This is a genomic window from Amycolatopsis palatopharyngis (assembly GCF_003385185.1).
Lineage (GTDB): Bacteria > Actinomycetota > Actinomycetes > Mycobacteriales > Pseudonocardiaceae > Amycolatopsis > Amycolatopsis palatopharyngis.
Genome location: NZ_PQHZ01000005.1, coordinates 79,640 through 105,778, shown reverse-complemented (window position 1 = coordinate 105,778; position 26,139 = coordinate 79,640). Strand labels below are relative to the sequence as shown.

25 protein-coding genes and 1 pseudogene are annotated in these 26,139 nt (G+C 66.0%); 17 read left to right on the top strand and 9 right to left on the bottom strand.

Going from position 1 to position 26,139, the window contains the following annotated elements:
• Window positions 1-2: 2 nt before the first annotated feature.
• Both D0C15_RS05325 and D0C15_RS05320 read right to left on the bottom strand, forming a co-directional pair.
• Window positions 3-956 carry a TIGR03557 family F420-dependent LLM class oxidoreductase gene (locus D0C15_RS05325; protein WP_116041287.1) on the bottom strand — a complete coding sequence of 318 codons (954 nt, stop codon included), beginning with the start codon at window positions 954-956 and terminating at the stop codon, window positions 3-5.
• A 38-nt stretch (window positions 957-994) separates the two neighbouring features.
• Window positions 995-1,426: a DUF6196 family protein gene (locus D0C15_RS05320; RefSeq protein WP_116041285.1), complete on the bottom strand. Its 432-nt coding sequence runs from the start codon at window positions 1,424-1,426 to the stop codon at window positions 995-997.
• A 246-nt stretch (window positions 1,427-1,672) separates the two neighbouring features.
• Between D0C15_RS05320 and D0C15_RS05315 the strand changes: the two genes are divergently transcribed.
• Both D0C15_RS05315 and D0C15_RS05310 read left to right on the top strand, forming a co-directional pair.
• A complete protein-coding gene (locus tag D0C15_RS05315; RefSeq protein ID WP_116041283.1) occupies window positions 1,673-2,896 on the top strand; it encodes an NADP-dependent isocitrate dehydrogenase in 1,224 nt (407 codons plus the stop codon).
• A 151-nt stretch (window positions 2,897-3,047) separates the two neighbouring features.
• Window positions 3,048-3,377 carry an SH3 domain-containing protein gene (locus D0C15_RS05310; protein WP_116041281.1) on the top strand — a complete coding sequence of 110 codons (330 nt, stop codon included), beginning with the start codon at window positions 3,048-3,050 and terminating at the stop codon, window positions 3,375-3,377.
• Between the two features lie 9 nt (window positions 3,378-3,386).
• On the opposite strand, the gene D0C15_RS05305 is transcribed toward D0C15_RS05310, so the two are convergent.
• Entirely contained in the window at window positions 3,387-4,121 is a 735-nt protein-coding gene (locus D0C15_RS05305; protein WP_116041279.1) for an MBL fold metallo-hydrolase, read from the bottom strand.
• Window positions 4,122-4,172: 51 nt separating this feature from the next.
• Between D0C15_RS05305 and D0C15_RS05300 the strand changes: the two genes are divergently transcribed.
• From D0C15_RS05300 to D0C15_RS05290, 3 genes are all read left to right on the top strand, one after another.
• Window positions 4,173-4,967 carry an exodeoxyribonuclease III gene (locus tag D0C15_RS05300; RefSeq protein ID WP_162829901.1) on the top strand — a complete coding sequence of 265 codons (795 nt, stop codon included), beginning with the start codon at window positions 4,173-4,175 and terminating at the stop codon, window positions 4,965-4,967.
• Between the two features lie 157 nt (window positions 4,968-5,124).
• On the top strand, window positions 5,125-5,469 hold the full coding sequence (locus D0C15_RS05295) for a hypothetical protein (protein ID WP_342768548.1): 345 nt from the start codon (window positions 5,125-5,127) through the stop codon (window positions 5,467-5,469).
• 138 nt (window positions 5,470-5,607) lie between these two features.
• On the top strand, window positions 5,608-8,163 hold the full coding sequence (locus tag D0C15_RS05290; RefSeq protein ID WP_116041277.1) for a bifunctional FO biosynthesis protein CofGH: 2,556 nt from the start codon (window positions 5,608-5,610) through the stop codon (window positions 8,161-8,163).
• A gap of 53 nt (window positions 8,164-8,216) precedes the next feature.
• Here the strand turns inward: D0C15_RS05290 and D0C15_RS05285 are convergent, their stop codons facing one another.
• The gene (locus D0C15_RS05285) at window positions 8,217-8,966 is read right to left on the bottom strand and encodes a S1 family peptidase (RefSeq protein ID WP_116041275.1); all 750 of its coding nucleotides are present in this window, start codon (window positions 8,964-8,966) and stop codon (window positions 8,217-8,219) included.
• A gap of 221 nt (window positions 8,967-9,187) precedes the next feature.
• Here D0C15_RS05285 and trpS point away from each other — a divergent pair, with 221 nt between their 5' ends.
• Window positions 9,188-10,225 (top strand): tryptophan--tRNA ligase, encoded by a 1,038-nt coding sequence (trpS, locus tag D0C15_RS05280; RefSeq protein WP_116041273.1) that lies wholly within the window; start codon window positions 9,188-9,190, stop codon window positions 10,223-10,225.
• 57 nt (window positions 10,226-10,282) lie between these two features.
• Here the strand turns inward: trpS and D0C15_RS05275 are convergent, their stop codons facing one another.
• The gene (locus D0C15_RS05275) at window positions 10,283-10,660 is read right to left on the bottom strand and encodes a hypothetical protein (protein ID WP_116041271.1); all 378 of its coding nucleotides are present in this window, start codon (window positions 10,658-10,660) and stop codon (window positions 10,283-10,285) included.
• Window positions 10,661-10,796: 136 nt separating this feature from the next.
• Here D0C15_RS05275 and yhjD point away from each other — a divergent pair, with 136 nt between their 5' ends.
• Window positions 10,797-11,831: an inner membrane protein YhjD gene (yhjD, locus tag D0C15_RS05270; protein WP_116041268.1), complete on the top strand. Its 1,035-nt coding sequence runs from the start codon at window positions 10,797-10,799 to the stop codon at window positions 11,829-11,831.
• A gap of 107 nt (window positions 11,832-11,938) precedes the next feature.
• On the opposite strand, the gene D0C15_RS05265 is transcribed toward yhjD, so the two are convergent.
• Window positions 11,939-13,099, bottom strand: coding sequence for an acyl-CoA dehydrogenase family protein (locus D0C15_RS05265; protein WP_245975579.1), 1,161 nt, complete (start codon window positions 13,097-13,099; stop codon window positions 11,939-11,941).
• Between the two features lie 692 nt (window positions 13,100-13,791).
• Between D0C15_RS05265 and D0C15_RS05260 the strand changes: the two genes are divergently transcribed.
• The 5 genes from D0C15_RS05260 (at window position 13,792) to D0C15_RS34645 (ending at window position 17,237) form a co-directional block, all read left to right on the top strand.
• Window positions 13,792-14,610, top strand: a complete 819-nt coding sequence (locus D0C15_RS05260) for an AfsR/SARP family transcriptional regulator (RefSeq protein ID WP_116041266.1) — start codon at window positions 13,792-13,794, stop codon at window positions 14,608-14,610.
• Window positions 14,611-14,620: 10 nt separating this feature from the next.
• Window positions 14,621-15,559: an MBL fold metallo-hydrolase gene (locus D0C15_RS05255; protein WP_211323093.1), complete on the top strand. Its 939-nt coding sequence runs from the start codon at window positions 14,621-14,623 to the stop codon at window positions 15,557-15,559.
• A 60-nt stretch (window positions 15,560-15,619) separates the two neighbouring features.
• Window positions 15,620-16,039 carry a nuclear transport factor 2 family protein gene (locus tag D0C15_RS05250; RefSeq protein ID WP_245975578.1) on the top strand — a complete coding sequence of 140 codons (420 nt, stop codon included), beginning with the start codon at window positions 15,620-15,622 and terminating at the stop codon, window positions 16,037-16,039.
• Between the two features lie 159 nt (window positions 16,040-16,198).
• Window positions 16,199-16,753, top strand: coding sequence for a nitroreductase/quinone reductase family protein (locus D0C15_RS34650; RefSeq protein WP_245975577.1), 555 nt, complete (start codon window positions 16,199-16,201; stop codon window positions 16,751-16,753).
• Entirely contained in the window at window positions 16,746-17,237 is a 492-nt protein-coding gene (locus D0C15_RS34645; RefSeq protein WP_116041262.1) for a hemerythrin domain-containing protein, read from the top strand. Before D0C15_RS34650 ends, D0C15_RS34645 begins: the two co-directional genes overlap by 8 nt.
• Before the next feature lie 69 nt (window positions 17,238-17,306).
• Here the strand turns inward: D0C15_RS34645 and D0C15_RS05235 are convergent, their stop codons facing one another.
• Both D0C15_RS05235 and D0C15_RS05230 read right to left on the bottom strand, forming a co-directional pair.
• On the bottom strand, window positions 17,307-18,623 hold the full coding sequence (locus D0C15_RS05235) for a nucleotide disphospho-sugar-binding domain-containing protein (protein WP_170161324.1): 1,317 nt from the start codon (window positions 18,621-18,623) through the stop codon (window positions 17,307-17,309).
• Between the two features lie 81 nt (window positions 18,624-18,704).
• Entirely contained in the window at window positions 18,705-19,871 is a 1,167-nt protein-coding gene (locus tag D0C15_RS05230; protein WP_245975576.1) for a serine hydrolase domain-containing protein, read from the bottom strand.
• On the opposite strand from D0C15_RS05230, the gene D0C15_RS05225 reads away from it, so the two are divergent.
• The 5 genes and pseudogenes from D0C15_RS05225 (at window position 19,828) to D0C15_RS35650 (ending at window position 24,850) form a co-directional block, all read left to right on the top strand.
• Complete coding sequence (locus tag D0C15_RS05225; RefSeq protein ID WP_245975575.1) at window positions 19,828-21,414, top strand: NDP-hexose 2,3-dehydratase family protein; 1,587 nt, start codon at window positions 19,828-19,830, stop codon at window positions 21,412-21,414. The two genes, D0C15_RS05230 and D0C15_RS05225, sit on opposite strands and share 44 nt — an antisense overlap.
• The gene (locus tag D0C15_RS05220) at window positions 21,411-22,526 is read left to right on the top strand and encodes a DegT/DnrJ/EryC1/StrS family aminotransferase (protein ID WP_116041258.1); all 1,116 of its coding nucleotides are present in this window, start codon (window positions 21,411-21,413) and stop codon (window positions 22,524-22,526) included. Before D0C15_RS05225 ends, D0C15_RS05220 begins: the two co-directional genes overlap by 4 nt.
• 29 nt (window positions 22,527-22,555) lie before the next feature.
• Window positions 22,556-23,287 (top strand): class I SAM-dependent DNA methyltransferase, encoded by a 732-nt coding sequence (locus D0C15_RS05215; RefSeq protein WP_116041256.1) that lies wholly within the window; start codon window positions 22,556-22,558, stop codon window positions 23,285-23,287.
• Entirely contained in the window at window positions 23,284-23,874 is a 591-nt protein-coding gene (locus D0C15_RS05210; RefSeq protein ID WP_116041255.1) for a dTDP-4-dehydrorhamnose 3,5-epimerase family protein, read from the top strand. The genes D0C15_RS05215 and D0C15_RS05210 overlap by 4 nt, the downstream gene beginning before the upstream one ends.
• Window positions 23,871-24,850 (top strand): annotated as a pseudogene (locus D0C15_RS35650) (NAD-dependent epimerase/dehydratase). Before D0C15_RS05210 ends, D0C15_RS35650 begins: the two are co-directional and overlap by 4 nt.
• Here D0C15_RS35650 and D0C15_RS05200 read toward each other — a convergent pair.
• Window positions 24,836-25,969 carry a nucleotide disphospho-sugar-binding domain-containing protein gene (locus D0C15_RS05200; RefSeq protein WP_116041253.1) on the bottom strand — a complete coding sequence of 378 codons (1,134 nt, stop codon included), beginning with the start codon at window positions 25,967-25,969 and terminating at the stop codon, window positions 24,836-24,838. The pseudogene D0C15_RS35650 and the gene D0C15_RS05200 overlap by 15 nt on opposite strands.
• Window positions 25,970-26,139 lie beyond the last annotated feature (170 nt).

Genomic DNA, 26,139 nt, shown 5'->3' with positions numbered 1-26,139 from the left:
CGTCAGCGCAGCTCCGGCAACACCTTGGTGGACCAGGCTTCGAAGAACGCCTCCTGGTCCGGGCCGATCTGCTGGACGTAGACCTCGTCGAAGTCGGCCTCCGCGAACGCCTGCACCGCCCGGACGTGCTTGCCGGGGTCCGGGCCGCACGGCACGGCCTCGCGCACCATGTCCTCGGTCACCAGCTTCGTGGCCTGCTCGAAGTCGCGGGGGGTCGGCAGTGCCTGCCCGAGCTGTCCGGGCAGTTGTTCGTTGGCCCAGAGCCGGTGTGCCGTCGCAGCCCCCGCGTCCTCGCTGCTGGACCAGCAGACCTTCATCCCGCCCTGCACGGGCTTGCCACCACCGCCGTTGTCGCGGAAGGCGCGCACGAGGTCCGCGTCCGGCATCGCCGTGCAGAAGCCGTCCCCGGTGCGGCCCGCGCGCCGGGCGGCCTGCGGGCCGAAACCGGATACGTAGATCGGCACCGGCTGTTCCGGCAACGTGTACAGCTGCGCCTGCTGAACTGTGTAGTGCTCGCCGTAATGGCTCATCTGGCCGCCGGCGTGCAGCTTCCGGATGATGTCGATGGCCTCGTCCAACATCGTCAGCCGGACAGCGGGAGGGGGCCAGGCGCCGCCGAAGATGTGCTCGTTGAGCGCTTCGCCGGTGCCGACGCCGAGCACGAACCGCCCTTCGGTCTGCACCGCGGCCGTCGCGGCCGCCTGGGCGATCACCGCTGGGTGGATGCGCACTATGGGGCAGGTCACGGCGGTGGTGATCGGCAAGGAGCACACCTGAGACAGGGCACCGATCACCGACCAGACGAACGGGCTGTTGCCCTGTTCCGATGTCCACGGGTGGTAGTGGTCGGAGATCCAGAGCCGGTCGAACCCGGCCTCCTCGGCCATCTTCGCCTGCCGGACGAGTTCGTTCGGCCCGAACTCCTCACTGGACAGGAAGTATCCGATGCGCACCATGACGGAGCCGTACCCGGCGCCGCCAGCGAGGAAACGCGTCAGGCTCGCAGTTCGCGGATGACGCGCAGGACGTCGTCTCGCACCGCGATGGGAAAGCCGGTGTAGTCGAAGACCCCGCCGCGCCCGCTGTTGTAACCGCAAACCACGAACACGCCGGTACCCAGCCGGGCCTTCAGCGTTCCGGCCAGCCAGCCGACGAAACCGCTGTTGTCGATGCCGCCCGGAAAGTGGAAGGACACCAGGCCGAAGACCTCGGTGTCCGGTTCCGATGCTTCGGCGGGCACCAGCCGGCTCCATGTGTGCTCGTCGCGGACCACGGCCAGCACCTCTGGGCCGAGTTCGGGCGGTTCGGCCAGTGGCGACTCCCGGAACTGCCAGCTGCCGTCGTGCACGACCAGCTCGGCGGCGGCGATAACCGCACGCAGACGCTGGTCGGTCTCGGCGGCGGACTCCGCACTGATACTCACCATGCTAACTATTGTAGCGGTTTCACCGGTTATCGCGGTGTGCTTTCGCTCGCCATCCTGGACAGCGGGTGCCCTGGGCGACGTAGATTGCAACTGGGCGAGAATCGACGGCGTTACCGCTGGGTAACCCAGGTGCGGAACACGCACGCGCCGTTTACCAGTACGCTTGTACCGCTTACACAGTGCCGAACGAACACGAACGTGCCGAACACGAAACGCGCGAGATCCGCGGAAGGAGCACCGCTGCTCATGGCCAAGATCAAGGTCGAGGGCACCGTCGTCGAACTCGACGGTGATGAGATGACCCGCATTATCTGGCAGTTCATCAAGGACAAGCTGGTCCACCCGTACCTGGACATCAACCTCGAGTACTACGACCTGGGCATCGAGGAGCGGGACCGCACCGACGACCAGATCACCGTCGACGCCGCGAACGCCATCAAGAAGCACGGCGTCGGCGTGAAGTGCGCGACGATCACCCCGGACGAGGCGCGGGTCGAGGAGTTCGGCCTGAAGAAGATGTGGCGCAGCCCGAACGGGACGATCCGGAACATCCTCGGTGGTGTGGTGTTCCGTGAGCCGATCATCATCTCCAACATCCCGAGGCTCGTGCCCGGCTGGACCAAGCCGATCATCATCGGCCGTCACGCCCACGCCGACCAGTACAAGGCCACCGACTTCAAGGTGCCAGGGCCCGGCACGCTGACCATCAAGTACCAGCCGGAGGACGGCTCGGAGCCGATGGAGTTCGAGGTCGCCAAGTACCCGGAGGGCGGCGGCGTCGCGATCGGTATGTACAACTACCGCAAGTCCATCGAGGACTTCGCCCGCGCCTCCCTGCAGTACGGCCTCGACCGCGGCATGCCCGTCTACATGTCGACGAAGAACACGATCCTCAAGGCCTACGACGGCATGTTCAAGGATGTGTTCCAGGAGATCTTCGAGGCCGAGTTCAAGGCCGATTTCGACGCGAAGGGCCTGACCTACGAGCACCGGCTGATCGACGACATGGTCGCCGCCTCGATGAAGTGGGAGGGCGGTTACGTCTGGGCCTGCAAGAACTACGACGGTGACGTGCAGTCCGACACGGTCGCACAGGGCTTCGGCTCGCTCGGTCTGATGACCTCGGTGCTGCGCACGCCGGACGGCAAGACCGTGGAGGCCGAGGCCGCGCACGGCACGGTCACCCGGCACTACCGGCAGCACCAGCAGGGCAAGCCGACCTCGACCAACCCGATCGCGTCCATCTTCGCCTGGACTCGCGGGCTGGAGCACCGGGGCAAGCTCGACGGCAACTCCGAGCTGATCGACTTCGCGCACAAGCTGGAGCAGGTCGTCGTCGAGACCGTCGAGAGCGGCAAGATGACCAAGGACCTGGCGCTGCTCATCAGCAAGGAGCAGCCGTACCAGACCACCGAGGAATTCCTCGCGACGCTGGACGAGAACCTGGCCAAGAAGGTCGCCCAGGACTGACGCCCGGCACGTTCGTCCGAGTAGTCAGCGGCTGGTGACCCAGTGTCACCGGCCGCTGGCTCTGGCGAGTGGTTCCGCTCGTCGGCCCTGTTCCGCTGGTGAGCCTGCCCTTACTCTGGCTGAGAACCTGTCCGTGGCCGGAGGAGCAGGCGTGATACTCGGCATACCGAAGCGGATCTTGATCGTCCTCGTGGCGGTGGCTGGCATCGGGTACGTCTATCTGAACGGCGCGAGCGAGCGCACGTCCGAAGGGGCCGAGGGCGGCGGCGCCGGTCCAACGGGTTGCCGGATGGTGGTGACCGCCGACGTCCTCAACGTACGGGCCGAGCCAGGGACGCACGCGGACATCGTCGGCAAGTTCAAGGAGAACGCGGAGACCGACGCCGAACTCGTCGAGCGGGACGGCTTCCGCAAACTCGCGGAGAACCGCTGGGCCTCGACGGAGTTCCTGAAGCCCGTCGGCGGGGCCGACTGCGGCTGAAGCGCCGATTCACAAACCGATCTCGAGGCCGTCCGCCGCGGCGATGACCCGGCCGTCGAATACCGCCTTGGCCTCGGCGACCGAGCGTTCCCGGTCGCTACCGGGCCAGAAGTGCGTCAGCAGCAGCGTTCGTACCCCGGCGCGCGCGGCCCAGGTCGCTGCCTCGGTAGCCGTCATGTCATATCGCGGCACGTTGTCCGGTGCGCCTGCCTGCAGCGTCGCCTCAGCGATCAACAGGTCCGCGCCCTCGGCCAGTCGTGCCAGCTCGGGGCTGGGGCCGCTGTCGCCGGTGTAGGCGACCACGAGACCTGGAGCGCTCAGCCGCACGCCGACGTCGGGCACGTGGTGGGGCAGCGGGAATCCGGTCAGCCGGAACGGGCCCAGTCGCTGAGGGCCCTCGATGTCGTGCACCTCGAAGACCGTATGCGGGTCCGGTCTTGGTTCCACGGCTGTCAGCACGCGCAACACCCCAGGTGGGCAGTACAACGGCAGCCGCTTTCGGGGTTCCGCGGCGTGCCACACCCTGCCGATCGCGCTCAGGTCGGCGCAGTGGTCGGGGTGCTCATGTGTGATCACCACCGCGTCCACGGCCCCAGCGGGGCAGTGCTCGAGCAGCCGGGAAGCGATGCCGTATCCGAGGTCGAGAACCACCCGGAACCCGTCGTACTCGAGCAGGTAGCCGCTGCACGCCCCACCCGGTTCGGGCCAGGCACCGCAACTTCCGAGCACGCGTAGCCGTCGCATCGCGCCAGTCTCCCAGCGAAGCTGTCGGTGCTCGCCGGTAGCCTGCCCGGCGTGCTCACCGTTTCCACTGTGAATGTCAATGGCCTCCGTGCTGCCGCCAAGAAGGGGTTCGTCGAGTGGCTCGCCGGCACCGACGCCGATGTGGTCGCCTGCCAGGAGGTGCGAGCGGAAGCCGACCAGTTGCCCCCGGGAGTCCGCGAGCCGGACGGCTGGCACACCGCCCATGCGGCCTGCTCGATCAAGGGCCGCAACGGTGTCTCGCTGTACAGCAGGCAGGAGCCGGAGGCCGTGCGGATCGGGTTCGGCGAGGCCGAGTTCGCCGACAGCGGGCGCTACCTCGAGATGCAGCTGCCCGGAGTCGTGGTGGCCAGCCTGTACCTGCCCAGCGGCGACGTCGGCACCCCACGGCAGGAGGAGAAGGAGCGCTTCATGTCGGCGTTCCTGCCGTACCTGGCCGAGTTGCGCGAGAAAGCCGCGGCGGAGAGCAGGGAGGTACTCGTGGTCGGCGACTGGAACATCGCGCACGCCGAGGCCGACCTGAAGAACTGGCGGACGAACCGGAAGAACTCCGGCTTCCTGCCGGAAGAACGCGCGTGGCTCGGGCGGGTGTTCGACGAGGTGGGCTACGTCGACGTGCAGCGCAGGCTCGACCCCGAGGGCCCCGGGCCCTACACCTGGTGGTCCTACCGCGGCAAGGCCTTCGACAACGACTCCGGCTGGCGGATCGACCTCCAGGTCGCGACCCCCGGTTTGGCCGATCGCGCGGTGAAGGCCACGGTGGAACGTGCCGCGACCTACGACGCCCGCTGGTCCGACCACGCCCCGCTGACGGTGTCCTACGAGTGATGAGTACCCCGGAGGCAAGTCCACTCGGTGAGTCGCTAGTCTCGGCCCCCGAGTTGATGCATTCCGACAGGGCTTGACACGCTCGGTAGTTTTCAACTCGAGCAAGTCCCCCTTTCGGGGGAAGCATGAATGCGTTCTCGTAACGGGAGGCACTCCGGTGCGCAGTGCTCTGGCAGGGCTGGTGCGATCGTCGGCGTCGATGTTCCGTACCGCATCGGTGCTGATCCTGGGTGTGCTGGCTTCGCTCGCCACGGCAGCGGGCACCGCGACCGCCGAACAGGCGGCACGAGTGGAACCGAATACGGTCACCTTCGGACTGCTGGGTCCCGTCGGCCTGGCCGCGGTGGTGCTCGGCATCATCGGGATGACAGCGGGCGTCGTGCGCCAGCGCAGGCGCGCACGCGCGACCGAGCCGGCCGACGCCGGGTCCACGGTCAGCGACCACGTGACGGCGATGGCCGGCGCGATGATCACCGAGCCCGCCCCCCGCGTGAAGAGCTGACCCCTCCTCGCACTTTCCCGGGAAAGCGCGGGCTCCTGGGGGTGGCCGCGGGAGCGGGCGTTATTCCCGCCGGGTCGAGGTAATCCGTCACATCGAAACGCCTTACTGGTGCCGCTGCTTCGCCCGTAGTCTCGGATCATGGCTGACGACGTGTCGATCACCCCGCCCGCTGCATCGGAGACACCACCGAGCCTCTCCGCCCTCCGCCGCGCCCTAAGGCGTGCCGAGGACGGCGTGGCTCTTGACGTCACCGAATCCGCTGTGCTGCTGCACGCGCGCGGGGAGGAGCTGGACCGGCTGCTGGCCGCCGCGGGAACGGTGCGCGAGGCCCACCTCGCCGATCAGGGGCGCGCGGGCATCGTCACCTACAGCCGCAAGGTCTTCATTCCGCTGACCAGGCTGTGCCGGGACCGCTGCCACTACTGCACCTTCGTCACCGTGCCCGGCAAGCTGCGCTCGATGTACCTCGAACGCGACGAGGTACTCGAGATCGCCAGGGCCGGAGCCGCCGCGGGTTGCAAGGAGGCGCTGTTCACCCTCGGGGACCGGCCCGAGGACCGCTGGCCGCAGGCGAAGGAGTGGCTGGACGAGCGCGGCTACGAGTCCACACTGGACTACGTGCGCGCCTGCGCCATCGCGGTCCTCGAGGAGACCGGCCTGCTGCCGCACCTCAACCCCGGCGTGATGAGCTGGGAGGAGATGACGCGGCTGAAGCCGGTTTCGCCGAGCATGGGCATGATGCTGGAGACCACCGCGGAGCGGCTGTGGTCGGAGAAGGGCGGGCCGCACTACGGCAGCCCGGACAAGGATCCCGCCGTTCGCCTGCGCGTGCTCGACGACGCGGGCCGGGTCGGCGTTCCGTTCACCACCGGAATCCTGGTGGGCATCGGCGAGAACCACACCGAGCGGGCCGAGTCACTGCACGCCATCCGCTCCCGCGCGCGGCAGTTCCGCAATGTGCAGGAGATCATCGTGCAGAACTTCCGCGCGAAGCCGGACACGGCGATGCGCGCGGCTCCCGACGCCGACCTGCAGGACCTCGCGGCCACCGTCGCCGTGGCGCGACTGCTGATGCCGCCGGGGGTGAGTGTCCAGGCGCCGCCGAACCTCGTCGGCGACGAGCACGCTCTGCTGCTGCGCGCGGGCATCGACGACTGGGGCGGGGTTTCTCCGCTGACCCCGGACCACGTCAACCCGGAACGTCCCTGGCCGCAGATCAGTGAGCTGGCGGGCTGGACCGCCGAGGCCGGGTTCACCCTGCGCGAGCGGCTGACGGTCTACCCGAAGTACGTCCGGTCGGCGGAGAAGTGGATCGACATCCGGTTGCACGAGCACGTCTCGGCGCTGGCCACCGAGGACGGCCTCGCCGACGAGGGCGCGGTGGTCGAGGGCCGTGCCTGGCAGGAGCCGGACGGCGGGCTGGACACGACCGGCCGGTCCGACCTGCACACGGCGATCGACACCGAGGGGCGAACCGGGGACCGGCGCGGGGACTTCGACAGCGTCTACGGCGACTGGGAGATGCTCAAACAGCAGGTTCCCGACGCGACAGCCCCGCAGCGCCTGGACGACGACGTGCGCACAGGGCTGCGGCTGGCCGCCGACGATCCGGCCGCGTTGCTCGACGAGCGCAACAGCGCGGCGGCGATGGCGCTGCTGACCGCGGAGGGGACGGCACTGGAGACGCTGGCCCGGCTCGCCGACGAGCTCCGTGCTGACGTCGTCGGTGACGACATCACCTACGTGGTCAACCGCAACATCAACTTCTCCAACGTCTGTTACGTCGGTTGCCGGTTCTGCGCCTTCGCCCAGCGCGAGCGGGACGCGGACGCCTTCCGGCTTTCGGTGCAGGACGTCGCGGCGCGTGCGGTGGAAGCCGCCGAGGCCGGGGCGACCGAGGTCTGCATGCAGGGCGGCATCGACCCGAAACTGCCGATCACCTACTACGCCGACGTCGTCAGGGCGATCAAGGCCGCGGTCCCGGACATGCACATCCACGCCTTCTCCCCGATGGAGATCGTCTCCGCCGCCTCGAAGGCGGGGGTGAGTGTGCGTGAGTGGCTCACCGAACTGCGCGACGCCGGACTCGGCTCCATCCCTGGCACGGCGGCGGAGATCCTCGACGACGACGTGCGCTGGGTGCTCACCAAGGGCAAGCTGCCCGCGCAGACCTGGATCGACGTCGTGTCGACGGCGCACCGCCTCGGCATCCCGTCGTCGTCGACGATGATGTACGGCCACGTCGACCACCCCGGCCACTGGCTTGGGCACCTGCGAGTGCTGTCCAGGATCGCGGGAGACACCGGGGGCTTCACCGAGTTCGTCGGCCTCCCGTTCGTGCACCACAACGCGCCGATCTACCTGGCAGGAGTGGCCCGGCCCGGCCCGACCATGCGGGACAACCGTGCCGTACATGCCTTCGCCCGCCTCGGCCTGCACGGGCGGATCGACAACGTGCAGTGCTCGTGGGTCAAGCTCGGCGACGAGGGCACGGCGCAGGTGTTGCGCGGCGGGGCGAACGACATCGGCGGGACGTTGATGGAGGAGACGATCTCCAGGATGGCCGGGTCCGAACACGGCTCGTCCCGTACGGCGGCCGAACTTGATCACCTGGCCGGGCTGGCGGGACGCACCTCTCGACAGCGCACCACCACCTACGGCAAAAAGCTCGAGCCGCTCGAGGTCCTTTCCTGACGAACGGAACTGGGAGCGGGCACCCTGCCCGCTCCCAGCCGTTGTCGCCGGAACTATCCGGTGTAGCGAGCGATCCAGTTCGAGTAGTACGGCACGTCGACGTAGATCGACGGCCCGGTGGCGCAGGTGGTGCTGCTGTTCCCCGCGCGGCTGGTGGCACCGATCAGCTGCCACACACCGTTGACCCGCTTGATCTGCGGCCCGCCGGAGTCGCCGTAGCAGGCGCCGGAGTTGTTGTTCGGGTTGTCCGTGCAGATCTCACTGGCGCCGTAGATCCCGGAGCACTCCCAGTCGTTGACGATCGACGTGTCGAGTTGCTGCAGGGTGATCGGAGAGCCGCAGGCACCACGCGGGGCGCAGGTCTGGCCCCAGCCGATGATCCGGGTGTTGGTGCCGACCGGGCCGGAGGACGACGCGATCGAGATCGGTGCCCGGTTGGTGATCTGGGTCGAAAGGCGCAGCAGCGCCAGGTCCGCGGACGGGTGCGCGATCCGCTGGGAGACGCGCGCGACCGTGCCGCCGCTGGTGCGGTTGGTGGTGCCGACTCGTACCTGGTAGGGCGTGCCGCAGTGGGCGGCCGTGACCACCCAGCCGGGTTTGATCAGCGAACCGCCACAGGAGTGACCGCCGCGGCTCGACTGCAGTGAGGCCATGAACGAGTAGGTTTCGGTGGCGTTGCCGCCGCCGACGATCAAGGGTTCGACGCCGGCCGGTTCGGCCGAGGCCGTCCCCGGTACCGCCAATGCGGACAGCGCTGTCGCCGCCGCGAGTAGGAGGCCGGAGAGCAGGGACCGTGCCTTCATGGGTTCTCCTTCGATTTCGCAATCCCGAACGGGTGGTTCGGTATCGAAAGAAACGGTAGAAAGTTGCTCCCCGTCACAGAACCGTCGGAAGTAGGTCCTGTTTAACTGTTTAGTACTTTCGTCTTGTTCACCGATCGGGTGCGGTTCATTGTCCGGTGGGTTGACACAGGGGGCGGTGACCTCGCCGTCGGCGCGGAAGCGCGGCCTGAGATAATTCGACCGTGTCCGACGTTTCCGCAACTTCCGAGCAGACCCGCAAGCTGCGCGTGCTGTCCGGTATCCAGCCGACCTCCGACTCCTTCCACCTGGGCAACTACCTCGGCGCCCTGCGCGAGTGGGTACGCCTGCAGGAGACGCACGAGACCTTCTACATGGTGGTCGACCTGCACGCGATCACCGTGGAGAACGATCCGAAGGTGCTGCTGGATCGGACCAGGCGCTCGGCCGCGCAACTGCTCGCGCTGGGGGTCGACCCGGAGCGCAGTGCCCTGTTCGTGCAGAGCCAGGTGCCTGAGCACGCCCAGTTGAGCTGGGTGCTGGAGTGCCAGACCGGGTTCGGCGAGGCGGGCCGGATGACGCAGTTCAAGGACAAGGCCGCCAAACAGGGCGCCGACCGGGCGAGCGTCGGCCTGTTCACCTACCCGGTGCTGCAGGCGGCCGACATCCTGCTGTACCAGGCCAACGCGGTTCCGGTCGGCGAGGACCAGCGCCAGCACCTCGAGTTGTCGCGGAACCTGGCCCAGCGCTTCAACCACCGGTTCGGCAAGACGCTGACCGTGCCCGAGCCGCATATCGTGAAGGACACGGCCAAGATCTTCGACCTGCAGGATCCCACCGCGAAGATGAGCAAGTCGGCGTCCTCGACGAACGGGCTGATCGAGTTGCTCGATGATCCGAAACGCTCGGCGAAGAAGATCCGCTCAGCGGTCACCGACACCGGTCGCGAGGTGGTCTACGACCCGGAGAACAAGGCCGGGGTGTCCAATTTGCTCACCATCTATTCGGCACTCACCGAGCGTTCCGTCGCCGAATTGGAAACGGCGTACGAGGGCAGGGGCTACGGCGATCTGAAAAAGGAACTCGCCGAGGTGCTTGTCGATTTCGTGACACCGTTCCAGGATCGCGTTCGTTCCTACCTGGACGACGTGTCCGAGCTGGACAAGCTGCTCACTCGCGGTGCCGACCGCGCCCGCGAGGTGGCCGTGCCGACGCTGGCCTCGGTGTACGAGCGGGTGGGTTTTCTCCCGGCCGTGCGCTGATTCGACTGCGCTCGTCGGTGAACCCGCGCCCGTGATCCGCTGGTCCCAGGCGTCCTGTCAGCCGGTGTCCGCCTGCGGGTGGGTGTCCGAAATGCTCCACCGGCGAGTCCGTTCGTGCGCGGCCTGCTCCCGCCGTGGTTCCCGGTGGATCAGCACCGAGAGCCGGTGATAGGCGTTCAGCAGCTCGGTGCGCGCCTCGTCGTGCTCCTGCGCGACGGCGTGGCGCAGCGCCTGCTCGATCGCGGCGAGCACGATCGGCTCCACAGCGGACAGCGTGCGGGCCGCCTCGTTGGTGCTCTCGCGCAGCCGGGCCAGCAGAACTTCGGCCTGGCGCCCGCCCTCGGTGACCGTCAGCGCGGGGATCAGCAACCGGAGCTGAGTGTGCAACCGGGCGAGCAGCGCGCGCACGTCCGGTTCGGGGACAGCTGCGTTCATCGTTGCTCCTTCCCCGTCCTGTCCCGGTGGGACGCGCGGCCGTGTCAGGCGTGACGCTACGCCAGACACTTTTCCCGGGCAGACCGCCGGTCCCCCCCGCGTTGCGGGGTCCCTGCCACGTGGTTAGCGTTCTCCCGTGGCAGACAAGGACCAGCGCACCGAGGCCGAGCCCGACAAGGAGAAGCTGCTGCCCCGGCTGCGCCGGAAGTACCCGTGGCTGGATCACCTGGTCCGGGCCAACGACTCGTTCAACGAGAACTACGGCAACCACTATGCCGCGGCGATCACCTACTTCAGCGTTCTCTCGGTGATCCCGATCCTGATGGTCGCGTTCGCGATCGCCGGCTTCATCCTCGCGGGTAACCAGGCGATCATCGACCAGATCACCCAGGGTATCGACAAGTCGGTCCCGCAGGGTCTCAACGAGATCGTCAACGACATCGTGGGAACCGCGCTGGAGTCCGGTGGCGGGCTCGGGGTCATCGGTCTGGTGCTGGCGCTGTACTCCGGGGTCGGCTGGATGTCGAACCTGCGCGACGCACTGACCGCGCAGTGGGGCCAGGAGAAGAAGCAGGTGCCGATCGTCTCGAAGACGATCAACGATCTCGCCGCACTGCTCGGGCTCGGGGTGGCGCTGGTGGTGTCCTTCGCCCTCACGGCGGCAGGCAGTGGTCTCGGCAGGCTGCTGCTCGAACTCGTCGGCCTCGAGGACGAAAGCTGGGCGGTGTTCCTGCTCAAACTCGCCACCATCGTGCTGTCGCTGCTGGCGAACCTGCTGGTGTTCCTCTGGGTCATCGCCCGGTTGCCGAGGGAGAAGGTCGCGCTACGCAGCGCGGTCAAGGGCGCGGCCATCGCCTCGGTCGGTTTCGTCATCCTCCAGCAGCTGGCCACCTACTACCTGCAGGGACTGTCGGACAAACCGTCGTTCGCCGTGTTCGGTCCGGTCCTCGGTCTGCTGATCTTCGCCAACCTGGTCTCCCGCTTCCTGCTCTTCGTCACCGCGTGGACGGCCACCGCCAGGGAGAACGCCACCAGGACCGTCGAGCCACCTCCGCCCGCGGTGATCCGGCCGCAGGTCGTGGTGCGCCGCAGCCTCGGCGCGGGCGCCACGGCCGGAGCGTTCAGTGCTGGTGCGCTGCTCGCCTGGCTGGCCGGGCGCGGCCGCCGGTAGGTCAGCCGCTCGCCGAGGGCTCGACCGGGAACCACGTGAACCGTCGGTAACCGCTCAGCGGTCGGTTTCCGGCAGGAACCGCGGACGTACCACCATCTCTCGTACTGTCAGACGTCGAGCATGCGACGGGCGTAGGCGGCAGCGGCAGGGCCGAACTGGAGTACGATGTGCCCGGCGGCCGAGTGAATGTCGCGCCACCACCGCTGCAACGGGCTGGATTCACTGTGTCCACCGGTGCCCGAGGCCCGGAACAGTCGATCGACGGCAGAGACCAGCAGATCCGCGGCCAGTGCGCAGTCGCGCTGACTGCGGGCGGTTTGTTGCGGGGAGATGGCACCCCGGTCGGCGACCGCGGCGACTCGGTCCAGCAGTAGTCCCGCCGCGTCGATCTCACCCGAACTGCGAGCCAGCGTCTCCTCGTAGAAGCCGCGACCAGGACCAGGTCCGGGTGCAGCCTCACAGGTCCGGATCCGGCTCTCCGCATAGGTCGACCAGTGTTCCAGTGCGCCTTCCGCGGCGCCGAGCATCGGTAGGCAGAACGAAAGCCCGTTCACCGCGGGCAGGGGTACGGAGTGGCAGTTGGCTGCGGGTTCGGGGGCGTTGCCCTCCAACAGATCCTTGGCGACGACGCTCAGCGTCGACGGCACGAACACGTCCTCGACCACCAGGGTGTTGCTGCCGGTAGCCCGCATGCCGATGTCGGACCAGGTCGGCTCTACTCGGTAGTCCGAGCGGGGAAGGGCGAACAGGCGCGGCTCACCTGCGCCGTCCACCTGAGCAATCCCCAGTACCAGTGCCCATTCCGAATGGTCGACCGCGCTGATGTAGGACCAGCTACCGGAAAGCCGCCAGCCGTCCTCCTCCGGCACCGCCTTGCCCTTGGGGGACACAGCGCCGACGACGAACGTGTCGGGGCCGTCTCGCCAGACCTCCTTGCGGCCCTCTTCCGGCAGATAGGCGGCCATCCGAGCGAGGTTGGCGGCGATGGAGGCGCACCAAGCGGTCGCGGGGCAGTGGGTACCGACCGTGACGAGTGCGGCGCTCAGTTCAGAGAATGTGCCCGCATTGCCGCCGTTGCTCACCGGGACGAAATGGCGGGTGAAGCCGTTCGCGACGACTGCCCGTGCCACCTCGGGGTGGATGAGACGCTCCTGTTCGGCCTGGTCCGCGTGCTGGGCCGCGAGGATCGCGACCTCCCGCGCCGCTCGTGCCAGTCCGAACTCCGGCGAGGCCTGATCGGACATCAGTTCGTTCTCTGCGCTCGTCACCCTGCCGATACTCCGGCTGGGTGTTAGCGCTCAGCTTGATTGCCGCTAGAGCATTGCTATTGCCGCGCCAGGCCTCCTCGGAGCTTCCCGCGCCTTTACGGGTTGATCAGGCTCCGACACTTGAACTGCAGGTCCTGGCGCCTCTACGATCCTTGTCCCAAGGCCGCCTTCTTAATGCTGGTAGGTTGTTGGTAGCTCCGATTTGTTTCATTCCATCCCGTGTTGCTTCATGCTAGGCTGACGCTGCGGCGGGATTTGAGTACAAACGATAGGGGGACTGTATACAATGGGGTTGTCTTGGTGCTTTGAAATAGAAAGTCGAAGTCCAGTGGCTAACCTTGAGTTCTGGATTTTTGTCCGCCGCCTTCCTGTTGGGCGCGTCGGACCCTCGGGCCCGCGAGGTGCTGTTTAGCGCCAGGATGGTGCGCAGAATTTTCTACTGGGGTGGAAATCTGGGGTGGATCTCTACTTAGGCTGCACTTCTTATGGTGTAGTCGGTTGAGCTTCTGGCACGACCATGCTCGTCGATGCGTTTGGGTCGTGTTTGTCGTGTCAAGTTTGGTTCGGCCGGACTGTTGATCGATTAGGCTGTTTGGTCCAATCCGGCCTGAAAATTAGCTGACAGACTTCATGAATAATCATTATTTGGGGCCAAAATGCAATTAAGTAATGTCGAGTTGCAGGGGCATTCCATGGAAATCGGGGTGCTCGGGCCGGTTTCTGTGCACCTGCAGAACGGGTCGATCGTGCCGACCGCGGGGAAGCCGCGGCAGTTGCTGGCTTTGCTGGCATTGCGCTGCGGGCGGGTTGTACCGGTGTCGACTTTGATGGAAGAAGTCTGGGGCGACGACATTCCGCGCAGCGGACTGACGACCCTGCAGACCTATGTTCTTCAGCTACGGCGACTGATCGCCGACGCGATCCCGGCGGGAGCTCCGTGGACAGCGAAGGAGCTGCTGACCACGAGTTTCAACGGTTACCAGCTCTCGGTCACGCCGAGCTCGTTCGACCTCGATGAGTTCGAGCGGTTGGCCAGGTGGGGTGACGTCGCGCTGGAGCGGGGAGACGCCGAGAGCGCATCGAAGCATCTGAGCCAGGCGCTGGCGCTGTGGCGGGGGCAGGCGCTGATGGACGTTCCCATGGGCCGTGTGCTGACCATGGAGGTCATCGGCATGGAGGAGGCCCGGATGCGGGTGCACGAGCAGCGCATCGTCGCCGACCTCCGCCTCGGCAAGCATGCGATGCTGATTCCCGAGTTGCGCAAGTTGGTCGCCGAGAATCCGATGCACGAGAACATCTGCGCGTCGCTGATGATCGCCTTCCATCGAGCCGGGTCCATGCCGCGGGCCCTGCAGGTTTTCCGCAACCTGCGTCAGGCGCTCATCAGTGAGCTGGGCGTCGAACCGTCCAGCCGCCTCCAGAAGCTCCACCAGGCGCTGCTGTCGAGTACGCCGGATCTCTCACTCCGGGAGTTCTACATGTCCGACGTCAATATGGCCGGAATCGCGTGAGGAGACCGCAGTGGCCCAGCAGGTGAGAACGGCGGAGCCCGTCCTTGAAGAGGTCGCCGACGGGGTCTTCGCCTACGTGCAGCCGGACGGCGGATGGTGCGTGAACAACGCGGGCGTACTGGTTTCGGGCAAGGCAGTAGCGCTGGTGGACACCGCCGCGACCGAAGCCCGTGCCCTGCGACTGCGAAAGCATGTGCTCGCCGAGACCGGTCGCTCGCCGTTCGTGGTGGTCAACACTCACTCGCACGGTGACCACACCTTCGGCAACTTCGTCTTCGAACAGGCCACGGTGTTCGCGCACCAGGAGACCCGCCGCGAGATCGACCAGGCCGGTCTGCATCTGACCGAGCTGTGGCCCGATGTGGAGTGGGGCAACATTCAGCTCTCCTTGCCGACCGTGACGTACGAGAACGGCGTAACGCTGTACGTCGGTGACCTCAGGGCCGAGCTGATCCACATCGGGCTGGCCCACAGCACGAATGACACCGTGGTGTGGGTACCTGAGCGGAAGGTGCTGTTCACTGGTGACATCGTGATGTCCGGGGTGACCCCGTTCTGCCCATTGGGCTCGGTCGCCGGCTCGCTGCGTGCTATTCAGCAGCTGCGCGAGCTGGGCCCCACCACGGTGGTGACCGGGCACGGGCCGGTCGGCGGCCCCGAGATCTTCGACCGTACCGAGCAGTACCTGCGCTGGGTGCAGGTGCTGGCCAAGGATGGCGTGGCGGCCGGGCTCGCCCCGGCGGAGGTGGCCCGCGAGGCCGACCTCGGGCAGTTCGCCGAGCTGCTGGAGACAGAGCGGCTGGTGCCGAATCTGCACCGAGCGTTCGCCGAGGAGCGGTTCGCCACGCACGGCGACTCCCTGGACATGGCCCGCATCATCAAGGAGATGGGGGCCATCTTCGGCGAGATGGTCGAGTACAACGGTGGACCGCTGTCCTGTCACGCCTGAAATTTCTTGCCCGACACGAAACGCCCACCGGAGGCTCCATCAATGCCTGCCCTCTCCAGCATGACGGACGTCCACGCCGCGGTTAATCTGCACTATGCGCGGCAGGTGCAGATGCTTGACAGCGGCCGCTTCGAAGAGTATGCGGACACCTTCACCGCTGACGGCGAGTTCCAACACACGCCGGGACAGCCGGCAGCGCGGACGCGATCGGGGATCGTCGCCGAACTCAAACGGTTCAACACGCGGTTCGAGAACGATCCGGTGCAGCGCCGGCACTGGTTCAACATGATCGACCTGCGGCCGCGTGCGGACGGTGTCCTCGATGCGACGTTCTACGCGCTCGTCCTCACCACTCGCCCTGGAGTCAAGGAGCCGATCGTCGGTCCCAGCTGTCTTGTGCGTGATGTCCTGGTCTTCGACAACGACGGCGAGGTGCGCAACCGCTCGCGCCAGGTGGACCACGATCAGCTCTTCTCCTAGCGCAGCCGTTCCATGATGTTGCGGGGCCGGTGGACGTGCTGCTAGCGTGAATTCGTGCCCCGTATGGGCCTACGCGTGGAGGTTAAGCTCTCTGAGCCATCAGTGATCAGGACACGCATGCACGTGTTCTCCATGGCTTCCGTTAATCCATAGGGATTGATGTATCTCTTCATCGCGTTCGCGGCCAGCGGGCTTTGTGGTGCCTGGTCACTATCTCCTTCACCTTATTCGTCGTGTACTTCGATATGGAAGGAATGTATGACCGAGGAACAGACCGATTCGAACGCGGACTTCGATGTCAGCGCGTTTCAGCGACAGATCATCTCAGAGTTTCGGGAGAATCATGGGGAACTCAGCGGGATGTTCGAGGGCTGGACGTTGTGTGTGCTGACCACGGTCGGCGCCAAGACCGGCCTGCAACGGGAAAGTCTGCTGGGGTACATGGAGGTCGACGGGCAGCCGCTGGTCGTTGCTTCGGCGATGGGGGCGGATACCAATCCGGCCTGGTACCACAACGTCAGGAAGAACCCGGAAGTGACTGTCGAGACCGGTACCGAGACCTACCGGGCGATGGCCACGATCACCACCGGCGAGGTGCGTGACGCACTGTTCGCCAAGGTGGTCGAGCAGGACCCGGGCATGGGGGAGTACCAAGCGAAAACCTCCCGGCGGCTGCCGGTGGTGACCCTGACCCGGGCTGACGACAATGAGTGAGACAGCGGACCGAGGTCGTGGCCTTGGCGACTTCCTGGTTGAAAGCCACGACTGGCTGCGTAAGGAACTCGTCGATCTCCGGCGCCAGGTGGACGAACTCGTCACAGGCAGCGACGACGGCACGCTCGAGCAGCTGCCCGCCGACCTTGGACAGCAGATGCGCATGCACTGCCTCGAGTTCTGCGGCGCGGTTACCGAACACCACTCGGGAGAAGATCGGGGAGCCTTCCCCATGTTGGCGTACAGCTATCCCGAGCTCGAGCCGGAGCTGATCAAGCTCGGCGAGGAGCACAAGGTGGTAGCGAAGCTGCAGGAAGAGATCCGGCAGTTGGTGGAGGAGTACGTGCCGGGGGAGACCGACCCGACACGGCTGCGGCATGAGCTGAGTCGGTTGTCCGATGATCTCGAAGCCCACTTTGAGTACGAGGAGAAGACCGTGGTCGACCTGCTCAACACGATGGGGCCTGCGCCGGACATTCCGTGAGTGGCACAGCCGCGAGACCGGGAGGGTTATTCGCAAGTCGGTGAAGGGGTGTAATGGACGGCTCGTCCATTACACCCCTTTTCCGTCAACCGCTTGCGTGCGTTCGATTCCGGCATCCATAGCCGCCGCCATTCCGCGCTGAGGTGAACTCACAATCCCGGACGCGACAAGTGAGTCCCTTCGGGAAAGGTTCGTCGTGACACGTTCGATGATCGAAGCCGGACTGGGCTGCGTGGCGATCTCGGTACGGACAGCGGCCGCTTCCCGGCCGAAGGACTCCTCGTGCAGTAGGCGCTCGGCCATCACGCGAACCATGGAAGCATCTAGTGTGGACGGATCCATGGACAGTCCCACCTTCCGGTTCACGACACGTTCGGCGCACAGAAGGTTGTCCGCGCCACCAGGCAGGATGAGCTGCGGCACCCCGTAGTGCAGTGCGGCGGCAGTGGTCCCGGAACCGCCGTGGTGCACGATCAGCGAGCAGTCCCGCAGGATCCCGGACAACGGAACGAAACCAGCTGGGTGCAGATTCTCCGGCAGTGGGCCGAACTGACTGAGGTCCGTCTCGTCGTCCGCGAGCACGATGTCTGCGTCAAGCCCGCCCAGCGCTTCGATCAGCATGCCGAGGCCACTGCCGCCCGGCAGCAGTGGTGCGACGGTGCCCAGCGTCAAGCAGATCCTCGGTCGTTCGGGCTCGCACATCGACCAGTCCGGAAGCACTGCCCCACCGTTGAACGGCACATACCGCATCGGCAGCCACGGCACTCCGTCTGTGCCGTCCCGTTCCTCCTGGTTCAACCCGCCCAGGCTCGGCGCCCGCGGGTCGATACGTGCGACCAGTTCCGGCATTCGCTCGCCCAGGTCGAGCCGCTCTCGTAGCGCGCGCACCACCGGTGCGTTATCGAGCACGATCCCCATCCGAGCGTCGTGCTCACGAGCCGCGCGAAACTTCGTGTCCCGCATGGACCACGACACGCGGTTGCCGACCTCCACCGCTGGGATGCCCAGTGCGACCGCGGTCAGCTTGCCTGCCGTGTGGTCCGAGCAGTAGACGACCAGGTCGGCGTCGAACCTGCGGCCTGCCTGGATCGTTCCCTCGGTCATCGCCAAGGTGAACAGGTCGAACGGGCGCATCGCCCGGACCAGGTCCCAGTAGCCCTCCGGGACTCCGCCCTGCTCGCCGACTGCACCGGCCACCAGATCCTCGCCGATGTCCCTGGCCGGAAACACGTCCAACACCGGCAGGCCCGACTCGGCGCCGACCTTGGTCATGTAGGCCGTGGTGGCGAGCAGAACCTCGTGCCCCGCCGCGCGTGCGGCCCAGACCAGCGGCACGAGCGGGAGCAGCAAGCCGTACCCCGGAGCAGCGGGGAACAGAATTCGCATGCTGATTCCTTTCGAGAGGATGCTGATCCGCTAGGTATGCGACGTGTGCGAAGTCGAGCCGCCGAGCGGAGCGAGCGCTGCTCAGGAGGATTTCTTGACACTGCGATAGACGGCCTCGGTCAGCCGGCGAATCCGGTCGTCCATGCTGCCCATAACCTCGGAACCGGCGTTCGGGACATAGGCGAAGGCGAGTTCGTTTTCCGGATCGGCGAAAGCGAAGACACCGTTCGCGCCACTGAACCCGAACGCGGTGCCAAGGCCGACTTCCGCCGGGAACACCGGGCTGTCGGCGACCTGCATTCCGAGACCCCAGGTGCACGGCGACAGCATCACCAGACAGTCGCCTGTGGAGTGCACCTCGCGTATCTGCCGCATGACCGCCGGGCTGATCAGCCGGAAACCGTCGACCTCGCCGATGAACGAGGCAAAGTAGCGGGCCAGCGACTGTGCGCTGGCCAACCCTCCGTAGGAGGGCTCCTCCACGGTCGGATCCGCTGGATCCTGCGACATACTGGCCATCGTCGCGCGGTAGGTCAGTGACGTTGGGTCCCGTAACTCCTCGATCTCACCAGGGTCGGCTCCGGTCATCAGTTCCTCGGCCTTGCACTCGATCATGTGTGCCAGGTGCGCGGTCTCGGGGTCGGAGAGCCCGATGTAGCAGTCGAGACCGAGCGGCTTGCCGATTTCCCTGCTGAAGAACGCTCCGACCGTGAGCCCGGTGCGCCGCCGGATCAGCTCGCTGATCAGATGTCCGAAGGTGGTGGCGTGGTACCCGTGCGCCGTATCTGGTTCCCACTCCGGCTTGGCTGCCGCGATTGCCTCCGCGATCGGCGTGTGCGTACGGAGGTACTCGCGGGTGATCGGATCATGATCAAGGCAGACGACACCGGAACGCTGGCTCAACACCATGCGCAGGGTGATCTTGTCCTTACCGTTGACACCGAACTCGGGCCAGTAGTGCGCGATCGGTGTGTCGAGTTCGAGCACCCCCTGGTCGACGAGCACCAGCGCGGCCCCGGTGACCAGAGACTTCGTGGGAGAGGCGAGCACGCCAAGCGTGTCGGCTCGCCACGGATCCGTGCTTGCTTCATCCGCGAACCCGCCCCACAGGTCGACGACCGGTTTGCCTTGGTGGTACACGCACGCCGCTGCACCAACCTCGGAGCCCGCGGCGAAGTTCGCCCGGAACGCCAGCATTACCTCGGTGAAGGGGCGTTCGGCCACCCCGCCGGTCGGGAACTTGTTCACTGATTCATACTCCAATGTCAATTCTATTTTCCACTATAACTATCCATTTCAGACTTGGGGCTCGCTCAAATCCTGGTATTGCGACACTAGGGTTGAAACCAAATACTGGACAAGCGCGGTAACCATAATCTCCATTCTCTGGCACTATCCCTGCATAAGCAATTGGTGCGGAGGGTGGCCTTCAATGTTCGCCGAAACAGCAGAATTTCATGCCTGGTACGCCGAACGCTGCCGGGCGCAGAAGTACCGGACAGGCAAGATCTCGCTCGACCAACTCAACGGTTGGATCATCGATCCGGACTCCGGCAACCTCGTGCACCATACCGGCAAGTTCTTCACCGTCGAGGGGCTCGAGGTCACCCGGTCGGGACGCGCGGTGGAAGCCTGGCAGCAGCCGATCATCATCCAGCCGGAACGTGGTGTGCTCGGAATTCTGGTCAAGGAGTTCCACGGTGTCCCGCACTGCCTGCTCCAGGTCAAGATGGAGCCGGGCAACGTCAACGGGCTTCAGCTGTCGCCGACCGTGCAGGCAACGCGGAGCAACTTCACGGGGGTACACGGCGGCAAGCCCGTTCCTTACCTGGAGTACTTCGCCGCGCCGAGACCGGGGCGGGTCCTCGCCGATGTCCTGCAGTCCGAGCAGGCATCGTGGTTCCTCGCCAAGCGGAATCGGAACATCATCGTGCAAGTCGAGGACGAGGTTCCGGTACTGGAGGACTTCTGCTGGCTGAGCTTCGATCAGATCGACGAACTCCTGCGGGTCCCCAATCTGATCAACATGGACACCCGGACGGTGCTCTCCGGAGCGGCCTCACGCCGACTGCAAGACGCCGACCTGTCGGCGGACAACTTTCGCGGCGCGCTGGCTCGCTCCTGGTCGCCGGAGGGGCACTCGCTGCACGCTACGGTTGAGCTGCTGAGCTGGTTCACCGAGGCGAAAGGGCGTTGCACGCTCACCAGACGGCTGATTCCACTGTCGAAAGTGGATGGATGGTCGTACCGGGACGGTGAGCTGACCCACGACCGCGATCAGCACTTCGCCGTGGTCGGCGTGGATGTGCAGACCAGCAACCGGGAGGTTTCCGGCTGGCAGCAGCCGATGTTCGAGCCACGCAGCCAAGGCGTCATCGCTTTCCTGATCCGCCGTATCAATGGCGTAGTGCATCTGCTGGTCCAGGCGCGGACCGAGACCGGCGCGTTCGACGGTGTCGAGATGGCTCCGACCGTGCAATGCCAACCAGAGAACTACCACCATCTGCCCGACGACAGTAAACCTCTGTTCCTCGACGAGGTGCTCGCAGCGCCACGCGAACGCATCCGATTCGATGCCATCCACTCGGAGGAGGGCGGTCGGTTCTACCACGCGCAGAACCGTTACCTGCTGATCGAGGTCGAGGACGATTTCCCGCTCGAAGTGCCAGAGAACTACATGTGGGCGACGTTGCGGCAGCTCACCGAGTTCGTCCAGTACGGCAACCACCTCAACGTCGAGGCCCGGATCCTGCTGGCATTCTTCGGATTCTACAAGGAGGACGACCAGTGACGATGTACGTCTGGGACTATTTGCCGGAGTACGAGGCAGAACGGGAGGACATACTCGACGCGGTGCGGAAGGTCTTCGCCAGCGGCAAGCTCGTACTCGGCGACAGCGTGGCGGGCTTCGAGCGGGAGTTCGCCGCCTATCACGGCCTTGCGCACGCGGTCGGCGTCGACAACGGCACCAACGCAGTGAAGCTGGCCCTTGAGTCGATCGGCGTTGGCCGGGGTGACGAGGTGATCACCGTGTCGAACACAGCGGCGCCGACTGTGATCGCCATCGACAACACCGGTGCTGCTCCGGTGTTCGTCGATGTGCGCGACGAGGACTACCTGATGGACACCAGCCTGGTCGAGGCGGCGATCACCGAACGAACCAAGGCAATCCTGCCGGTGCACCTGTACGGCCAGTGCGTGGACATGGAGCCGTTGCGGCGGCTCGCCCGGAAACACGAGCTCAAGATCGTCGAGGACTGCGCACAGGCACACGGTGCGCGTCACCATGGCGAGCTGGCCGGCACGATGGGTGACGTCGCGGCGTTCTCCTTCTATCCGACCAAAGTGCTGGGCGCTTATGGCGACGGAGGTGCGGTGATCACCGCCGACGACGCGAGCGAGCAGGCCCTGCGCCGCCTGCGCTACTACGGCATGGAAAAGGTGTACTACGTCGTCGGAACCCCCGGCCACAACAGCAGGCTCGACGAGGTGCAGGCCGAGATCCTGCGACGGAAGCTGACTCGGCTCGACCGCTACGTCAAGGGACGAAGGGAGATCGCCCGTCGATACGTCGACGGCCTTGGCGACCTGTGCGGCCCCGGCGGCCTGGAATTGCCATCGGTAACCGGGGGTAACAGTCATGTCTACTACGTCTACGTCGTGCGTCACCCGCGCCGGGACGAGATCATCAGAGTGCTAAGGGAGCGCTACGACATATCGCTGAACATCAGCTACCCCTGGCCGGTACACACCATGAGCGGGTTCGCGCACCTCGATGTCCCGATCGGCTCGCTCCCGGTTACCGAGTCGCTCGCCGGACAGATCTTCTCCCTGCCGATGTATCCGTCGCTGTCGGAGGCCCGGCAGGACAAGGTGATCAACGCGCTGCGCGAAGTGCTATAAGAAAAGGACTCTTGGAAGGCGATACTGTAATGCCCGATAGTGCGGAAAAGACGATCTACGAACGCGCCGACATCTACCACGACTTCTACCAAGGTCGTGGCAAGGACTACCGGGCCGAGGCGACGCTGATTCTGGAACTCATCCGGGATCGAAACCCGGTAGCGGACTCCCTGTTGGATGTCGCCTGCGGCACCGGTGCGCATCTTCGCGAGCTGGCTGGGCCCTTCGAGACCGTCGTGGGTACGGATCTCTCGCCCAAGATGCTCGAGGTGGCCATGCGGAACACCCCGGAGATTCCGCTGCACCAAGGGGACATGCGTGACTTCCGGTTCGACCGGCGATTTGACGCAGTGACTTGTATGTTCAGCTCGGTCGGCTACCTCGCCACAGCGGATGACCTGGACAAGGCCGTGCGCAACTTCGCCGATCATGTCAACCCCGGCGGGGTGGTCATCGTGGAACCATGGTGGTTCCCGGACAACTTCGTCTCTGGATGGGTCGGCGCCGACATCGTCAATGTGGACGGACGTACCATCTCGCGACTCTCGTACTCGGTTCGGAAGGGGAACGCGAGCCACATGGAGGTGCACTACACGGTTGCGGTACCCGAGACAGGCATCGAGCATTTCACCGACATCCATGTCATGACGTTGTTCGACCGGGACAGCTACGAGGCTGCCTTCCGCAAGGCTGAGCTCACAGTCGAGTATGTCAAGCACGAGCAGGCCGCGCCGGGAATGTTCGTGGGGTACAAGCCGTGAAGGTCCGCGAGCTCGCTGTTGAGGATGCGTACGAGTTCATCCCGCCAGTCTTCGGTGATGACCGGGGCGTGTTCTCTTCGCCGTTCCAGGAGACCGCGTTCGGCGAGGCACTCGGGCGTCCGCTGTTTCCGGTGGCGCAGGTGAGCAGTAGCAGGTCGCGACGCGGAGTGGTGCGGGGTGTGCATTTCACCGCGCTGCCCGGCTCGATGGCCAAGTACGTCTACTGCACCGGCGGGCGCGCGCTGGATTTCGTAGTCGATGTTCGCGCCGGTTCGCCGACATTCGCTCGCTCCGAGGCGGTCGAACTGTCAGCGGCCGGGTTCAACGCACTGTACCTGCCGCCGGGTGTAGGCCATCTCTTCGCCGCGCTGGAAGATGACACCACGATGGTGTATCTGCTTTCGGCGAGCTATGTCGCGGAGAAGGAACGCGCTGTGCACCCACTCGACCCTTCGCTCGATCTGTCGATTCCAGACGATCTCCAGCTGGTGATGTCCGATCGCGACAAGAACGCTCCCGGTGTGGAAACCGCACTGAAGCAGGGCCTGCTGCCCGAGTACGAGGCCTGTCAGGAGGCGGTCCGATGAGGACCGTACGTCCGCTGGTCGTCGTGTTCGGCGCATCCGGCTTTCTCGGCTCCGCAGTCTCGCGGACTCTGTCGGCGCTGCCGGTGCGATTGCGGGTGGTGGCCAGGCGCGAGACCGTGCTGCCTGGTGCGCCGCTCGCGGAGGTGGAGGTGTGCCGGGCGGATCTGACCGCTCGCGGCGCTGTCGCCGATGCCGTCAAGGATGCGGATGTTGTCTTTCCGTTCGCCGCGCGTATCCGCGGCACATCGGGCTGGCGGATCGCCGAGGACGACACCGAAGCCGAGCGGACACATGTGGGGATGGTCCGTGAGTTGGTCGAGGTGGTCGACGACTCTCCGGTGGTGGTGTTCCCCGGAAGCAACACCCAGGTCGGCAAGGTCGAGGCTGACCGCATCGACGGAACCGAGGACGATCATCCGGTCGGGGTGTACGACCGGCAGAAGCACACTGCCGAGTGGATCCTGAAGGAGGCAACCCATGCCGGCCGCATCCGGGCGGTCAGCCTGCGTTGCCCCCGGTGTTCGGTGCCCCCGCAGCGCCCACCACCAGCGACAGGGGTGTCGTGTCCACCATGATTCGCAAGGCGTTGGCGGGTGAACCGTTGACCATGTGGCATGACGGCACGCCTCGTCGGGACCTGCTGAACGTGGAGGACGCAGCACGGGCCTTCGTCGTCGCGATGGAGCACATCGACGCACTCGCCGGACGGCATTACGTGCTGGGTACGGGGCAGGCCAAGTCGCTGGGCGAGGTTTTCCAGGCCATCGCGGCCATCGTGGCACGCCAGACCGGGGCCGATCCGGTGCCGGTGGTCTCAGTGCCTCCGCCCCCGGAGGCGGACGGGACCGACTTCCGGAGCATCGACGTCGACCCTTCGGCCTTCTTGGCGGCGACTGGTTGGCGCTGCGAGATTCCGCTGGTCGAGGCGCTGGAACGAACCGTCGCTGCCCTCCTCGCGGAATCAGCGGCGCACTAGGTCGGTGAGCTCCGCGACAACCGCGCTGGGCGTGGGTTGCGCGGCGATCTCCGCGCTCACCGAGTGAGCCCGCTCCCGGAACGACGGTGTCCCCAGGATCTCCGAGGCCGCCTTTGCCAGGTGCTCTGGGGCCTGGTCCTCGCCCAGCAGGGTGGTCCCGGCGCCGTAGTCGGAGATCCGCGTGCAGGGCGGGACCATTTTGGGGATGGTCGGAATGAGTAACTGCGGCACGCCTGCGTTCAAGGCGTTGAGACAACTCTGGCCGCCTCCGTGGTGAACGATCAGATCGCAGGTGGTGAGCAGCGTGTCCAGCGGGAACCAGCCGACGTGCACCCGCGGCTTGGCGGCGCGGAGGTCGGCGGCAACGGCCTCCGGCGCGGCGATCACTATGTCCGCTTCGAGCGGGTCGATGCTCTCGACGAGTGCGGTCAAGTATTCGATCTCGGCCTCGTGCGAGACCCGGCTGCCCGCGGTCACGCACACGCGCGGCCGGTCCCCGCGACGGTACATCCAGGGCTCCAGCGTGCGCTGCTGGTTGTACGGGATGAACCGCATGTCCTGGCGCCCGCTCAGTCCGGGGGCACGCAGGCTCGGTGGGCAGATGTCGATCCACAGATCGGGCACCGCGACGCCGTCCAGGTTCAGCGCCGCCAGTTCGGACGCGAGCTCCTCGCTCGCCCCGTCGTCGATTGCCGGCGGCTCGCCGAGATCCCAGGTGTGCCGGACGAACGGGGCGCCGATCTCCCTGGCTATCAGTCCCGCCGCATAGCAGAGCGAGCCGCCGACGACGAGGTCCGGCTGCCAGTCCGCCACCAGCTCGCGCAGCTTCGGCAGGCTGGCGGCCGCAAGCCTGCCGAAGCCGCGCCCATTGAAGCGGAGCCGGTCCATCGGGTCGCCCGGCAGGTCAAGCTTGGTGCCATCGCGGTCGGTGAACATGAACTCGAGCATCTTCCCGCTCGTCACCGAAACGGTGGGCAGGCCGACGGATGCGACGAAGGAGCTCATGTCCTCGTTCGAGGCGACAAGTACGTCGTGACCGCTCAGCCGGGCCGCGGTCGCGAGCGGGGACAGCGCGAACACCGTCGCGGGGCTTCCGCCGGTGAGAAACAGGATCTTCATACCTGCCGAGCGTGGGCACCATGCCTCGAGGACCGGTGGATACCGCCCGGAGCCGGAGAAAACCGGTCATAGCCGGTGTCTAGCTGTCCTCGAGTGGCCGTTGACAGCCTCGGTCAAAGACGGCACTCGTGGAGTTGTTGCCACTTTCGCATCGAGCATTCTTCGTGCCG